14 protein-coding genes are annotated in these 14231 nt (G+C 64.7%); 12 read left to right on the plus strand and 2 right to left on the minus strand.

Going from position 1 to position 14231, the window contains the following annotated elements; translation table 11 throughout:
- The first annotated feature begins 54 nt into the window (after window positions 1–54).
- Both JLK41_RS10260 and JLK41_RS10265 read left to right on the plus strand, forming a co-directional pair.
- Window positions 55–1266, plus strand: coding sequence for an O-succinylhomoserine sulfhydrylase (locus JLK41_RS10260; RefSeq protein WP_134677816.1), 1212 nt, complete (start codon window positions 55–57; stop codon window positions 1264–1266).
- Window positions 1267–1268: 2 nt separating this feature from the next.
- Entirely contained in the window at window positions 1269–2045 is a 777-nt protein-coding gene (locus JLK41_RS10265) for an SDR family oxidoreductase (protein ID WP_210390950.1), read from the plus strand.
- Window positions 2046–2170: 125 nt separating this feature from the next.
- Here JLK41_RS10265 and JLK41_RS10270 read toward each other — a convergent pair whose 3' ends face one another.
- The gene (locus JLK41_RS10270) at window positions 2171–3835 is read right to left on the minus strand and encodes an electron transfer flavoprotein-ubiquinone oxidoreductase (protein ID WP_037054387.1); all 1665 of its coding nucleotides are present in this window, start codon (window positions 3833–3835) and stop codon (window positions 2171–2173) included.
- 323 nt (window positions 3836–4158) lie between these two features.
- Between JLK41_RS10270 and JLK41_RS10275 the strand changes: the two genes are divergently transcribed.
- Together JLK41_RS10275 and JLK41_RS10280 are read left to right on the plus strand one after the other, a co-directional pair.
- Complete coding sequence (locus JLK41_RS10275) at window positions 4159–4908, plus strand: electron transfer flavoprotein subunit beta/FixA family protein (RefSeq protein WP_037054384.1); 750 nt, start codon at window positions 4159–4161, stop codon at window positions 4906–4908.
- Window positions 4909–5838, plus strand: coding sequence for an electron transfer flavoprotein subunit alpha/FixB family protein (locus tag JLK41_RS10280; RefSeq protein ID WP_210390951.1), 930 nt, complete (start codon window positions 4909–4911; stop codon window positions 5836–5838).
- A gap of 57 nt (window positions 5839–5895) precedes the next feature.
- On the opposite strand, the gene JLK41_RS10285 is transcribed toward JLK41_RS10280, so the two are convergent.
- A complete protein-coding gene (locus tag JLK41_RS10285) occupies window positions 5896–6828 on the minus strand; it encodes an alpha/beta fold hydrolase (RefSeq protein ID WP_037054380.1) in 933 nt (310 codons plus the stop codon).
- Between the two features lie 113 nt (window positions 6829–6941).
- Here JLK41_RS10285 and JLK41_RS10290 point away from each other — a divergent pair, with 113 nt between their 5' ends.
- The 8 genes from JLK41_RS10290 to JLK41_RS10325 all read left to right on the plus strand — a co-directional run bounded on the left by JLK41_RS10290 (window position 6942) and on the right by JLK41_RS10325 (window position 14198).
- Window positions 6942–7775 (plus strand): substrate-binding periplasmic protein, encoded by an 834-nt coding sequence (locus JLK41_RS10290; protein WP_175253623.1) that lies wholly within the window; start codon window positions 6942–6944, stop codon window positions 7773–7775.
- 9 nt (window positions 7776–7784) lie between these two features.
- Window positions 7785–8135 carry a DUF4398 domain-containing protein gene (locus JLK41_RS10295; RefSeq protein WP_175253622.1) on the plus strand — a complete coding sequence of 117 codons (351 nt, stop codon included), beginning with the start codon at window positions 7785–7787 and terminating at the stop codon, window positions 8133–8135.
- Window positions 8135–8947 carry an OmpA family protein gene (locus JLK41_RS10300; RefSeq protein ID WP_037054375.1) on the plus strand — a complete coding sequence of 271 codons (813 nt, stop codon included), beginning with the start codon at window positions 8135–8137 and terminating at the stop codon, window positions 8945–8947. Before JLK41_RS10295 ends, JLK41_RS10300 begins: the two co-directional genes overlap by 1 nt.
- Before the next feature lie 187 nt (window positions 8948–9134).
- Entirely contained in the window at window positions 9135–10580 is a 1446-nt protein-coding gene (locus JLK41_RS10305) for an aminotransferase-like domain-containing protein (protein ID WP_037054373.1), read from the plus strand.
- Window positions 10581–10665: 85 nt separating this feature from the next.
- Complete coding sequence (locus JLK41_RS10310; protein WP_134677819.1) at window positions 10666–12369, plus strand: vWA domain-containing protein; 1704 nt, start codon at window positions 10666–10668, stop codon at window positions 12367–12369.
- Window positions 12366–12938, plus strand: a complete 573-nt coding sequence (locus JLK41_RS10315; RefSeq protein ID WP_179553996.1) for an RNA polymerase sigma factor — start codon at window positions 12366–12368, stop codon at window positions 12936–12938. The genes JLK41_RS10310 and JLK41_RS10315 overlap by 4 nt, the downstream gene beginning before the upstream one ends.
- Window positions 12935–13615 (plus strand): hypothetical protein, encoded by a 681-nt coding sequence (locus tag JLK41_RS10320; protein ID WP_210390952.1) that lies wholly within the window; start codon window positions 12935–12937, stop codon window positions 13613–13615. The genes JLK41_RS10315 and JLK41_RS10320 overlap by 4 nt, the downstream gene beginning before the upstream one ends.
- Before the next feature lie 91 nt (window positions 13616–13706).
- Window positions 13707–14198: a hypothetical protein gene (locus JLK41_RS10325; RefSeq protein ID WP_425321849.1), complete on the plus strand. Its 492-nt coding sequence runs from the start codon at window positions 13707–13709 to the stop codon at window positions 14196–14198.
- Window positions 14199–14231: the final 33 nt, after the last annotated feature.

Genomic DNA, 14231 nt, shown 5'->3' on the forward strand with positions numbered 1-14231 from the left:
GTCACACTGAAGTTCCCGGATTGCATCCGGGCTACTTATTCGTGAGGTAGAAAGATGACACTGGAATGGGATGCTGGGCGACTCGATAGCGATCTCGACGACGCAGGCTTCGACACCCTGGCGGTGCGTGCCGGTCAGCGTCGCTCGCCAGAGGGCGAGCACGGCGAGGCGCTGTTCCTCACCTCCAGTTACGTGTTCCGCACGGCCGCCGATGCGGCTGCGCGTTTCGCCGGCGAAGTGCCGGGCAACGTGTACTCGCGCTACACCAACCCCACCGTGCGCACCTTCGAGGAGCGCATTGCCGCGCTGGAGGGCGCCGAGCAGGCGGTCGCGACGGCGTCGGGCATGTCGGCGATCCTCGCCATCGTCATGAGCCTGTGCAGCGGCGGTGACCATGTGCTGGTATCGCGCAGCGTGTTTGGCTCCACCATCAGCCTGTTCGAGAAGTACCTCAAGCGTTTCGGTGTCGAGGTGGACTACGTGCCGCTGGCCGACCTGGATGCCTGGCAGGCGGCGTTCAGGCCCACTACCAAGCTGCTGTTCGTCGAGTCGCCGTCCAACCCGCTGGCCGAGCTGGTGGATATCGCGGCGCTGGCCGAAATCGCTCATGCGCACGGTGCCCTGCTGGCGGTGGACAACTGCTTCTGCACGCCGGCCCTGCAGCAGCCGCTGAAGCTGGGCGCCGATATCGTCATGCACTCGGCGACCAAGTACATCGACGGCCAGGGCCGCGGCATGGGTGGCGTGGTGGCCGGGCGCAGCGAGCAGATGAAGGAAGTGGTGGGTTTCCTGCGCACCGCCGGCCCGACCCTGAGCCCGTTCAATGCCTGGCTGTTCATCAAGGGCCTGGAAACCCTGCGCATCCGCATGCGCGCGCAGAGCGAGAGCGCCCTGCAGCTGGCGCTGTGGCTGGAGCAGCAGCCGCAGGTCGAGCGCGTCTACTACGCCGGCCTGCCCAGCCATCCGCAGCACGAACTGGCGAAGCGGCAGCAGAGCGCCTTCGGTGCGGTGGTCAGCTTCGAGGTCAAGGGCGGTCGCGACGCGGCCTGGAAGGTGATCGACGCCACGCGGGTAGTGTCCATCACCACCAACCTGGGCGACACCAAGACCACCATCGCTCACCCGGCGACCACGTCCCATGGGCGCCTGACGCCGCAGGAGCGCGCCAATGCCGGTATCCGCGATAGCCTGATCCGCCTTGCCGTGGGCCTGGAAGAGCTGCAGGACCTGAAAGCTGATCTTGCACGCGGCCTGGCTGCACTCTGAGCATGCTGGAGTGGGGTAACGACGATACGCCCAACAACGGGCGTGTCGCGCTGGTCACTGGTGCTGCGCGTGGCATTGGCCTGGGTATCAGCGCCTGGCTGATCACCGAGGGCTGGCAGGTGGTGCTCGCCGATATCGATCGGGAGCGGGGTTCCAGGGTCGCGCGTGCGCTGGGTGACAACGCCTGGTTCGTGGCCGTGGACGTGGCCAAGGAAGATCAGGTGAGCCTCGGTGTTGCCGAGGTGCTGGGGCAGTTCGGTCGCCTCGATGCCCTGGTGTGCAGTGCCGCTATCGCCGAGCCGCACACGCCGGCGCTGGAGTCGCTCGATCTGAAGCGCTGGAATCGCATGCTGGCGGTGAACCTGACCGGACCGATGCTGCTGGCCAAGCATTGCGCGCCTTATCTGCGCGGGCATCGCGGTGCCATCGTCAACATCGCCTCGACCCGGGCCAGCCAGTCCGAAGCCGATTGCGAGGCCTATGCGGCGAGCAAGGGTGGTCTGCTGGCGCTGACTCATGCGCTGGCCATCAGCCTCGGCCCGGACGTCCGGGTCAATTGCGTCAGCCCTGGCTGGATCGATGCGCGTGATCCGTCACAGCAGCGCCTGGAACCGTTGTCGGTGTTCGATCATGCCCAGCATCCGGTCGGGCGGGTCGGGACGGTCGAGGATGTCGCAGCGCAGGTCGCCTGGCTGCTCTCGGATGCGGCGGGCTTCATCACCGGCCAGGAGTTCGTCATCGATGGCGGCATGAGCCGCAAGATGATCTATCAGGACTGAGCGGGTCTGTGGCAGGCGCTTTGGTGGCGAGTTCGCAAAATCGCCTTCGCGGCTAAAGCCCCTCCCGCGTCAGCATGGCGCAATGAAAAAGGCTCCCGAGGGAGCCTTTTTCATGCCGAGGCGAATTACATGTTGGGGTAATTCGGGCCGCCAGTGCCTTCCGGCGCCACCCAGGTGATGTTCTGGGCCGGGTCCTTGATGTCGCAGGTCTTGCAGTGCACGCAGTTCTGCGCGTTGATCTGGAACTTCTTCTCGCCGTCTTCCTGAGTCACCACCTCGTATACGCCAGCCGGGCAGTAACGCTGCGCCGGTTCGTCGTACAGCGGCAGGTTCTTCGCCAGCGGGATGCTCGCGTCGGCCAGCTTGAGGTGGCAGGGCTGTTCTTCTTCATGGTTGGTATTGGAGAGGAACACCGAGCTCAGCTTGTCGAAGCTCAGCTTGCCGTCCGGTTTCGGGTAGGCGATCTTCGCGCATTCGGCGGCCGGCTTCAGGCAGGCGTAGTCCGGCTTGTTGTCGTGCAGCGTGAAGGGCGCGTTGCCGCCGAAGATGTTCTGGTCCAGCCAGTTGATGCCGCCGCCGATGATGGCGCCGTACTTGTGGATGGCGGCGCCGAAGTTGCGGCTGCGGAACAGCTCGTCGTACAGCCAGCTGGCCTTGAAGCCATCGACATAGTTGTTCAGCTCGTCGCCACCCTCGCGGCCGGCGGCCAGTGCTTCGGCGATCGCGTCGGCGGCGAGCATGCCGGACTTCATCGCCGTGTGGCTGCCCTTGATCTTGGCGAAGTTCAGGGTGCCGAGGTCGCAGCCGATCAGCGCGCCGCCGGGGAAGACCATCTTCGGCAGCGAGTTGATGCCACCCTTGCAGATGGCACGGGCGCCGTAGGCGACGCGCTTGCCGCCTTCCAGGTACTTGGCGATCACTGGGTGATGCTTGTAGCGCTGGAACTCGTCGAACGGGGACAGGTGCGGGTTGGCGTAGGACAGGTCGATGATCAGGCCGACCACCACCTGGTTGTTTTCCAGGTGATAGAGGAAGGAGCCACCGGTGTTTTCGGTGCCCATGATGTCCATCGGCCAGCCTGCGGTATGCACCACCAGGCCTTGCTCGTGCTTGGCCGGATCGATGTCCCAGATTTCCTTGATGCCAATGCCGTAGTGCTGGGCGTCGGCTTCGCTGTCCAGGTTGTACTTCTTGATCAGCTGCTTGCCGATGTGGCCACGGCAACCTTCGGCGAACAGGGTGTACTTGGCGCGCAGCTCCATGCCGGGGGTGTAGTAGCCTTCCTTGGGATTGCCTTCGCGGTCCACACCCAGGTCGCCGGTGACGATGCCGCGTACCACGCCGTTCTCGTCGATCAGCGCTTCCTGGGCGGCGAAGCCGGGATAGATCTCGACGCCGAGGTTCTCGGCCTGTTGCGCCAGCCAGCGGCACAGGTTGCCCAGGGAAATGATGTAGTTGCCTTCGTTGTGCATGGTTTTTGGCACAAAGAAGTCAGGAATTCGGGTAGCCTTGTCGGCATCGCGCAGCAGATAGATGTCATCGCGCTTGACCGGGGTGTTCAGCGGGGCGCCCAGCTCTTTCCAGTCAGGGAACAGCTCGTTCAGGGCGCGTGGCTCGAATACGGCACCGGAGAGGATGTGCGCACCGACTTCGGAGCCTTTCTCGACCACGCAGACGCTGATCTCCTGGCCCGCTTCAGCGGCTTTCTGCTTCAGTCGGCAGGCGGCTGACAGGCCGGACGGGCCGGCGCCGACGATGACGACGTCGAATTCCATAAATTCGCGTTCCACAGGCTATCTCCTACTCAAGGCTCTTCGATGTTTTATGTTGGAGGGCGCAGCTCGATCCCTGAGTGCGGCGCGGCCATTATATCTACACCCTTCCAGCGGGCCAATACAAACGTTTGTTTGAATTTTCTGTAGGCCTGTTAGAATCCTACTACATCGCGGATGACCGGCCGGTTCGCTGTATTGACCGAGCCAGGCCGCGGGGTCAAGATACGGGCGGTTTTGCGCTCGCCGTCTGGGCTAAAAGGTTGGCTCCTGCCAATTTGTATCGCTGACCAGGCTCGCCTTGGCGAGATTCTTATTCACCGGAGAGTAACGAGGAATCCATGAAGGTTCTTGTAGCTGTCAAACGAGTGGTTGACTACAACGTCAAGGTTCGCGTCAAGGCGGACAACAGCGGCGTCGACCTCGCCAACGTCAAGATGTCCATGAACCCCTTCTGCGAGATCGCCGTGGAAGAAGCCGTCCGCCTGAAGGAGAAGGGCGTGGCGAGCGAAATCGTCGTCGTCACCATCGGCCCGGCCACTGCCCAGGAGCAACTGCGTACCGCGCTGGCTCTCGGCGCCGACCGTGCCGTCCTGGTCGAGTCCAATGACGAGCTGAACTCCCTGGCCGTGGCCAAGCTGCTCAAGGCTGTGGTCGACAAGGAGCAGCCGCAGCTGGTGATCATGGGCAAGCAGGCCATCGACAGCGACAACAACCAGACCGGCCAGATGCTCGGTGCGCTGACTGGCTTCGGCCAGGGCACCTTCGCCTCCAAGGTCGAAGTGGCTGGCGACAAGGTCAACGTGACCCGTGAGATCGATGGCGGTCTGCAGACCGTTGCGCTGAACCTGCCGGCGATCGTCACCACCGACCTGCGTCTGAACGAGCCGCGTTATGCGTCGCTGCCGAACATCATGAAGGCCAAGAAGAAGCCGCTGGAGACCCTGACTCCGGACGCGCTGGGCGTTTCCACTGCCTCCACCGTCAAGACCCTGAAAGTCGAAGCACCGGCCGCTCGCAGCGCCGGCATCAAGGTCAAGTCCGTGGCTGAACTGGTCGAGAAACTGAAGAACGAGGCGAAGGTAATCTAAATGACTATCCTGGTTATCGCTGAACACACCAATGCCGCCCTGGCTGCCGCTACCCTGAACACCGTCGCTGCAGCGCAGAAGATCGGTGGCGACATTCACGTGCTGGTAGCCGGCGCCAATGCTGGCGCTGCTGCCGAAGCCGCTGCCAAAGTCGCTGGCGTGTCCAAGGTTCTGCTGGCCGACAACGTCGCCTATGCCAACCAGCTGCCGGAGAACGTCGCGCCGCTGGTTGCCGAACTGGGCAAGGGCTACAGCCACATCCTGGCTGCCGCTACCAGCAACGGCAAGAACATCCTGCCGCGCGTCGCCGCTGCGCTGGATGTCGACCAGATCTCCGAGATCATCGCGGTCGAGAGCGCCGACACCTTCAAGCGTCCGATCTACGCCGGTAACGCCATCGCTACCGTGCAGTCCTCGGCTGCCATCAAGGTGATCACCGTGCGTTCCACCGGTTTCGACGCCGCTGCCGCCGAAGGTGGTTCCGCCGCCGTTGAAGCGGTATCCGGCCCGGCCGATGCCGGCAAGTCCGCCTTCGTCGGCGAAGAGCTGGCCAAGTCCGACCGTCCGGAACTGACCGCTGCCAAGATCGTCGTATCCGGCGGCCGCGGCATGGGCAATGGCGACAACTTCAAGCACCTGTACGCCCTGGCCGACAAGCTGGGCGCTGCCGTCGGTGCTTCGCGCGCCGCTGTCGACGCCGGCTTCGTGCCGAACGACATGCAGGTCGGTCAGACCGGCAAGATCGTCGCGCCGCAGCTGTACATCGCCGTCGGTATCTCCGGCGCGATCCAGCACCTGGCCGGCATGAAGGACTCCAAGGTGATCGTGGCGATCAACAAGGACGAAGAAGCGCCGATCTTCCAGGTGGCTGACTACGGCCTGGTCGCTGACCTGTTCGAAGCCGTACCGGAGCTGGAAAAGCTGGTCTGACCTGCTTTCCCGCTACGAAAAACCCGCTCTGATGAGCGGGTTTTTTATTGCCTGGCTTCAAGGCTGCTGCAGGCTGTCGAGGAAGCGCCGGTAGAGCAGGGCGCTTTCCTCGGGGCGTTCGAGCATCGGGGCGTGGCCGACGTTGTCCATGATCGCCACGCTGGACCTGTGCAACAGGGGTTGCATGACGTCGATGCTCGACACGTCCAGCACGCGATCCTGTTTGCCCCAGAGGAGCAGGGTCGGTGCCTCGATCTTGGGCAGTTCCGGCTCGAGGGGAATGTAGCGTTCGACCAGTTGCTGGAACACCTGGTCGTAGTGGCCCGCGTTGGCCATGCTCTGTTCAGCCATGTACTGCTTGAGCGACTCCGGCAGGTACGGGGGCTCGACGAAGACGAATTGCAGCAGGCGCTGGAAGTCCTGCTGGCTGCGCACCACCAGCGGGTTGTCGGCGCCGCGCTCCAGCAGCTGGAACAGTTCGCTCTTGTGCGGCGCTTCGACCCCGGCGTTGTCGAACAGCGCCAGCGAGCTGACACGCTGCGGATAGCGTGCGGCGTAGAGGGCGGCAATGTGCCCGCCCATGGAGTTGCCCAGGACATGGGCGCGCTCGATTCCCAGCGCGTCGAGAATGCCGGCCAGGCGCTCGGCCTGGGTGCCGACGTCATAGCTGCCGGCGGGATGGTCGCTGTCGCCGAAGCCTGGCAGGTCCAGCGCAATCACCTGATAGTCGTGGGTCAGGTCGCGGGAGAAGCGCAGCCAGTTGTCCTTGTCCGCAGCGAAGCCATGGATCAATACCAGGGTTTCGGCCGTGTCCGGTCCTCCCCGGTAGTAATGGATGTTAAGATCGCCGACACGCAGTCGTTCATGGCTGAGCCCGGCGCGATACTGCTCGATCAGGCGCAACCCCGCCAGCTGGGTCGAGGGGAAGGCGTAGAGGATGGCAGCGCTGGCTGACAGCAGCACCAGTAGCAAGAGCAGCAGTTTTTTCATGGCGCGTCCTTATCGCGAATTATTATGGCGGCGCCATTAAGCTAGCATGAACACTGAAGGTTTCCGGGATGCTTCGTCATCCTGCCGATCAACGCATGAACCGAGAGTAGCCGATGCCTAAGCGTTATCCGTTTAAGTCGCTGTTGCTGTGGTGCGCCTTGGTCCTGATGCCGCTTACCGGCCTGGCTGCGGGCAAGTGCGAGCGCCTGGTGGCGACCGGTAACCCGGAATACCCCCCTTACCTGTGGCGCGACCCGCAGAACCCGCAGCAGTTGATCGGGGCCAATGCCGACCTGCTCAAACACCTGGCCAAGGAACTGGGCGTGGTGGTCGACGTGATCTACACCGGCCCCTGGTCGCGGGCGCAGGACGAGGTGCGCACCGGGCGTGTCGACCTGCTCGCCGGCGCATTCATCACGCTGCCGCGTCTGGAGAACATGGATTACGTGCATCCGGCGTTCTTCTTCACGCCCAGCGTGGTCTGGGTGCGCAAGGACGAAGGGTTCGCCTATGGCAGCTGGATCGATCTGCAGGGGCATACCGGCGATACTTTGGTGGGCAACAGCTTCGGCCAGCAGTTCGATAGCTTCGCCAAGGAAAACCTGACCCTGGAAGGTGTTTCCAGCCTGACCCAGGCGTTTCAGAAGCTGCTGCTCGGGCGCACCGATTATGTGCTCTACGAGCGTTATCCCGGGCTGGCGCTGGCCGAGACCCTGGGCGTGGACGATGACCTCGAGGTGCTGGATCCACCGATCTCCAGTGAGGGCCTGTACCTCACCCTGTCGCACAACTCGGCCTGCAACGAGCCGTGGTTGCGCGGACAGCTGGCGCGGAAGATGACAGAATTGGTCGCCGCCGGGCTGCCCGAGCAGTTCCTGCAACACAACATGGAGTTGTGGAAGGCGCAGCAGATGCAGCCCGACCCGGTTGGCGACGTTACTCAGTAGGAAACTTGCGTGATCAAACGAACCTTTCCCTTGCTCATGGTGCTGGGCCTGACCGCCTGCGCCAGCGATCCTGCTCCCGTCGAGCAACTGCGCCTGACCGAACAGGCGCTGACCCAGGCCCGGACATTGGGCGTGGACGGTGAGCAATCGGCCTCCTTGCGCCTGGCCGAAGAAAAGTTCGCCCAGGCCCAGGCCGCGATGCAGGACGGCGAGAACAAGGCCGCGCGTCTGCTGGCCGAGCAGGCCGAGCTGGATGCACGCCTGGCCGAAGCCGAACATATCAATGCCAAGGGGCATGAGCAGTTGCTGGAAATCAATCAGCGTATCAATCGACTGCGCCAGCAGCTGGGGGCCATGTGATGAGGGCTTTCGGCAATCTGGGTGGTCTGTTGCTGGGGGCTGCGCTGCTGAGTGGCTGTGCGTTGAACCAGGCGGCGAACGAAGAGACGCTGGAGCAGGCGCGCCTGAGCTTCCAGTCCGTCAAGGAAGACCCCGGTGTCCTGCGGGCAGCACCCAAGGACGTGATCCGCGCCGGTGAGTCGCTGGCACGTGCCGAGCGTCTGTCGAGTTACTGGGGCAGCGCGGCGGACGTGCGTCACTACGCCTACCTCAGCCAGCGCTATGCCGAGATCGCCCGGCAGCACAGCGACATCAACCTCAATCAGGAGCGCGCGGCCAAGCTCGAGCTGGAGCGTCAGCGCCTGCAGCTAACCCTGCGTGAAGCCAAGCTGCTGAGTGTGCAGCAGCACAATGGCTGGCTGGAGGAGCAGATGGTCAGCCTGGCCACCAGCGAGACCGAGCGTGGCCTGGTGATGACGCTCGGCGACATGCTGTTCGATGCCGGCCGTGCCGATCTGCAGCCTGCGGCCAACCGCACGGTGCTCAAGCTCGTGCAGTTCCTGCAGATCAACCCGCAGCGGCGTGTACGCATCGAAGGCTATACCGACAACACCGGCGATGCGGCGGAGAACCTGGCGCTGTCCCGCGCACGTGCGCAGGCGGTGGCCGATCTGCTCGTCGACCTCGGTATCGACGCCAAGCGCATCCAGGTCGCGGGCTATGGTGTCGACTTCCCCGTGGCCGAGAATGCCTCGGCGCGCGGGCGGGCGCAGAATCGCCGGGTGGAGATCGTCTTCTCCGACGAGCGCGGCAGGCTCGGCGCCGAACGCTGACCCAGGCGTTACCCAGAACCCCGGCACTGGCCGGGGTTTTTTGTTGCCTGTCATCCGGACCTCTGGCACTGCTGGCGAGACACAGATACCCAGTGGGTGCTGTATGAAGGAAACTGTTCTAATCTGTGCCGGTACAATTGTGTAGCAATCGGTTACTGTTACGGTTCAGTGACCCGGAGGATGATCCATGACCAATCTGTTGCTCTATCAGCGCATCGCCCAGCAGTTGGCCGAGGACATCCGTCGTGGCGTCTATCAGCCTGGGGAGCGGGTGCCGTCCGTGCGCAAGATGAGCGCACAGCTCAATGTCAGCCACGCCACTGTGCTGCAGGCCTATGCCAACCTCGAGGACCAGGGGTTGATCCGGGCGCGGCCCCAGTCAGGCTTCTACGTGCACCAGACGCCCGCGCTGACGGCGCCGACGCCGGATATCGCCAAGGTGGAGCGGCCTGGGCTGGTCACCCGTGCCAGCATCATCAACCAGGTGCTGACCGAGTCGCGGCGCGAGGGGGTGTTCCCGCTCGGCGCTGCGGTGCCGCACGTCGATTACCTGCCGGTTCGGGCGCTGCACCAGCAACTGGCCAAGGTCACCCGCTTTCACAGTCCACGCGCGTTCAGCTACATGTTCAGCCCCGGCTTCGAACCGCTGCGCCGCCAGGTGGCGATCCGCATGCGCGATGCGGGTGTGGTGGTCGATCCGTCGGAGGTGGTGATCACCCATGGTTGCGTCGACGCCCTGCAGATGAGCCTGCGCGTGCTGACCAAGCCGGGCGACCTGATCGCCGTCGAGTCGCCGACCTACTATGGCTTGCTGCAGCTGGCCGACCTGCTCGGGCTCAAGGTCATCGAGATTCCCTGTGACCCGACGACCGGCATCAGTCTCGAGGCCTTGCAGCTGGCGGCCAACCAGTGGCCGATCAAGGCGCTGGTGCTGACCGCACGGCTGTCCAATCCGCTGGGTGGCACCATACCCGAGGAACGCCAGCGCCAGCTGTTGCGCCTGGCCGGGGACTACGACTTCCAGATCGTCGAGGACGACATCTACGGCGAGCTGATGTTCGAGCAGGGGCCGACCAAGGCGCTCAAGTCGCACGACCGCGAGAGCCGGGTGATCTACTGCTCGAGCTTCTCCAAGACGCTGTCGCCCGGGGTGCGCATCGGCTGGATCGTCGCCGGCAAGTATCAGGACGAGATTCAGCGCCTGCAGACCTTTACCACGCACTCGGCCTGCAGCGTCACGCAGATGGCGGTGGCGGCTTACCTGGAGAACGGGGGATATGACCGCCACCTGCGGCATATCCGTCAGGAGTACCGCAAGAATCTCAGCGCCTTCCAGCTGGCGGTGCAGCAGTATTTCCCCGCAGGGACGCAGATGACCCGGCCCAAGGGCGGCTTCATTCTCTGGGTCAGCCTGCCGGCGCGGGTCAACACCAAGGACCTGCATGTGCGGGCGCTGCAGCAGGGCATCTCGATCGCGCCGGGGCTGATCTTCAGCAACACCGAGCAGTTCAACCATTGCGTGCGCCTCAACTGCGGCATCCCGTGGAATCGCGAGGCGGAGCGGGCGTTGATGACGCTGGGCATGCTGGCCACGCAGTTGTGCCAGGAAGCCGGCGGCGTCTGGGAATCGTGAAAATATCGGCGGGCGTTAACCCGTCCGGGGAGGGGGCTGCGTCTACCTGAGCGAAGGTCTCGTGCCATTGCCCAGGAGGTGCCACATGTCCCCCCATCGTTCGTCGTTCGTTCGCCCGCTTGCCGTCGGGTTCTCGGCTGGTGCCTTGCTGGCATTGGCAGCGTGCAGTGCTTCCGGGCCGGAGCCCGAGGCGCAGGCCAGCAAAGCCGAAGCCGCACCGGTCCTGCGTGAGCGCGCGGCCAAGCCGGCAGCCGCGCTGGAGATGCTCGCCGAGCCGAGCCAGAAGCGCATGGCGCAGCTCGCCCATGCGCCTGCACCTCTCGCCGATGTCCTGCCGCCAGGCTATCGCGACGAGTCGCGCGAGCAGTACCAGGCCTACGCCGACAACCCGGTCTTCGCCGTCAGCGAGACGCCGGTGTCCACCTTCAGCATCGATGTCGACACCGGCAGCTACGCCAACGTGCGACGCTTCCTCAACGGCGGGCAGTTGCCGCCGCAGGATGCGGTGCGCCTGGAGGAGCTGGTCAACTATTTCCCCTATGCCTACCCGTTGCCCCAGGGCGATGCGCCGTTCGGCGTCAGCACCGAACTGGCGGTGACACCCTGGAACCCGCAGACCCGCCTGCTGCGTATTGCCATCAAGGCGTCTGATCGCCGCGTCGAGGAGATGCCGCCGGCCAACTTGGTGTTCCTCGTCGATGTATCCGGCTCGATGCACCGCCGGGAGGGCCTGCCGATGGTGCAGGGCACCCTGAAGTTGCTGGTCGACCAGCTGCGCCCGCAAGACCGTGTGTCGCTGGTGACCTATGCCGGTGCCAGCCAGGTGGTGCTGGACTCCACGCCGGGCAGCGACAAGGCGGCCATTCGTGGCGCCATCGAGCAGCTGACGGCCGGCGGCTCGACGGCGGGGGAGTCGGGTATTCAACTGGCCTACCAGCAGGCGCAGAAACACCTGATGAAGGACGGCATCAACCGCATCCTGCTGGCCACCGATGGTGACTTCAACGTCGGCATCAGTGACTTCGACAGCCTCAAGCAACTGGCTGCGGACAAGCGCAAGACCGGGGTATCCCTGACGACCCTGGGCTTTGGCGTGGACAACTACAACGAACGCCTGATGGAGCAGCTGGCGGATGCCGGCAACGGCAACTACGCCTATATCGACAACCTGCGTGAAGCACGCAAGGTGCTGGTCGACCAGCTCGGTTCCACGCTGGTGACAGTGGCAGGCGACGTGAAGCTGCAGCTGGAGTTCAACCCGGCGCAGGTCAGCGAGTATCGCCTGCTGGGTTACGAGAACCGTGCACTCAAGCGCGAGGACTTCAGCAACGACAAGGTCGACGCGGGCGAGATCGGCGCCGGGCACAGCGTCACCGCGCTGTACGAGATCGTTCCGGCCGGCGCCAAGGGCTGGTTGGAGCCGTTGCGCTACCAGCCGCGCACGCAGCCGGAGAGCGGCGCGGGTGAACTGGCCTGGTTGCGCATTCGCTACAAGGCTCCTGGCACGTCGACGAGCCGTCTGCTGGAGCGTCCCATCCTGCGCGCGCAGGCGCAGCCGATCGCCACTGCCAGCGAAGACCTGCGCTTTGCTGCGGCGGTGGCGGCGTTCGCCCAGCAGCTCAAGGGTGGTCGCTACACCGGGGACTTCGACCTGGCGCGCAGTATCGAGCTGGCCCGCTCGGCCAAGGGCGAGGATCGCTTTGGTCTGCGTGGCGAGTTCATTCAGCTGGCCGAAATCGCCCAGAGCCTGCAAACTTCCGGCTCGACCCAGACACGAGCCCTGCAGTGATCGCACCTCTCACGGATGACGACGCCGCCTTGTTGCGGCGTTACCGCCGCGGCGATGCCGCGGCCTTCAACGCGTTGTACCAGCGCCATCGGCTAGGCCTGTTTCGCTTCCTGCTCGGACTGTGCGGCGAGCATGCCCTGGCCGAGGAAGTGTTCCAGGAAACCTGGATGAGCCTGGTGCGCAGCCAGAGCGAGCAGCGCGAGGCCGTGCTGTTCAAGACCTGGCTGTATCAGATCGCGCGTAATCGCCTGATCGACCACTGGCGCAAGAGCGGGCGGCAGCAGACCGGGCACGAGCCCTACGATGAGGGCCAGCATGCCCAGGTTGACCCGCAGCCCGGGCCGGAGCAGCACTGGGGGCTGACGCGTGACAGCGAGCGGCTGCAGGCGGCGCTGGCCGACTTGCCGGAGGAGCAGCGCGAAGTGTTCCTGCTGCGCGCCCATGGCGACCTGGAACTGAACGAGATTGCCGAGTTGACCCGCACGCCGGCCGAGACGGTCAAGAGCCGTCTGCGCTACGCCCTGCAGAAGTTGCGCCGGCTGCTGGCCAGCGAGGAGTTGTCCGCATGACAGATGAACGAGAACCTCTGGAGCACGAACAGGCGCTGCTGGCGCATTTCCGTGCCCACGGCAGTGGCGAGCCCTCGGCCGAGCTGGATGCACGCATCCTGATGGCGGCCAGCGCGGCCGCGCGCGACGCCAAGGGCGCGGCTGCGGCCGAGGCCGGCTGGGGGCAGCGCCTGCACCAGTGGCTGTTCGGCAGCGGTCGGCAACGCTGGTCGGTGGCGCTGGCTGGTGTGGCCTGCCTGGGCATCGGCGTCAGCCTGACCTGGCGCACGCTGGAGCAGACGCCGGAGGCCTTCGACAGCGTGCCGCCGAGCGTGGTGATGAGCCCGGCGCCGCCGGCGCAGATGGCCGCCAAGCGTGCGGCGGAGAACGAGTCGGTGGCGCGTATGGCCGAGCCGCGAGAGCGCATGAAGAGCGAGGTCATGGCACGCCAGGCCGCCCCGGTCGCCCCGGCGGCGTTGGCCGATGCCCCGATGGCCAGCACCGCTGCAAGCGAACCGCTGGCCGAGCTGGTCGTTCAGAGCGAGCCGCGCGAGGCCTTGCTGCGCCTGCTCGAGCTGCGTCGAGCGGGGGAGAGGGACAAGGCCCAGCTGCTGTACGAAAAGTTGCAGGCTGACTACCCGCAGCTGGATATCGAGGCCGAACTGACGCATCTGGCCACGCAACCGCCGCAAGACTGATGTCAGGTAAAGGTCATGTAAGTCGGCTTGCCAGCCATGTCCGGTCGGAGGAGCATGGTTGTCTCATTCACAGAGTTGCCGTTGTCCCATGATGCGTAAGTCCGTTCTGTTGCTGTTGTGCCTGGGTTTGCTGAGCGCCTGCGAGCGTGCGGCAAACCCCGTCGCGCAACGGCCGGAATCCGTTCCGCTGGTGGTCGAGTCTGCCGTCGAGGCGCCAGCAGTCGAGGTGGCCAGCATAGCGCCTGTCGACGCGCAGCTAGCGGCCGAGGCGGTCGAAGCCACGCCCGCCCGTGCCGAGCCGCAGCCTGCCGCGAAGCCCAAGGCCGAGGTCGGCAAGGCGCCTCGAGCCAAGTCCGAATCGACGCCAGCACTGGACCTGAGCGTGCCGCAGGAGCTGTTCGCGCAGGCCCTGGAGGGCGAAACCCGCGAGGATCTTGCACCGCTGCTGCCGCCATTGTTTGGCGAAAAGCCCGAACTGCAGAGCCCATTCCAGATCAGCGGTCGACTGATCAGCAATGAGCGCGAGGACGATTACTGGGATTCGATCGAAGGCGCCGAGGTGCAGTTCGAGTTCAAGCAGTAGGCGGCAGGATTGACGCTACCCGTCCGGCAACCC

The organism is Ectopseudomonas khazarica (genome assembly GCF_017915135.1).
In the GTDB taxonomy this organism is placed as follows: Bacteria; Pseudomonadota; Gammaproteobacteria; order Pseudomonadales; family Pseudomonadaceae; genus Aquipseudomonas; species Aquipseudomonas khazarica.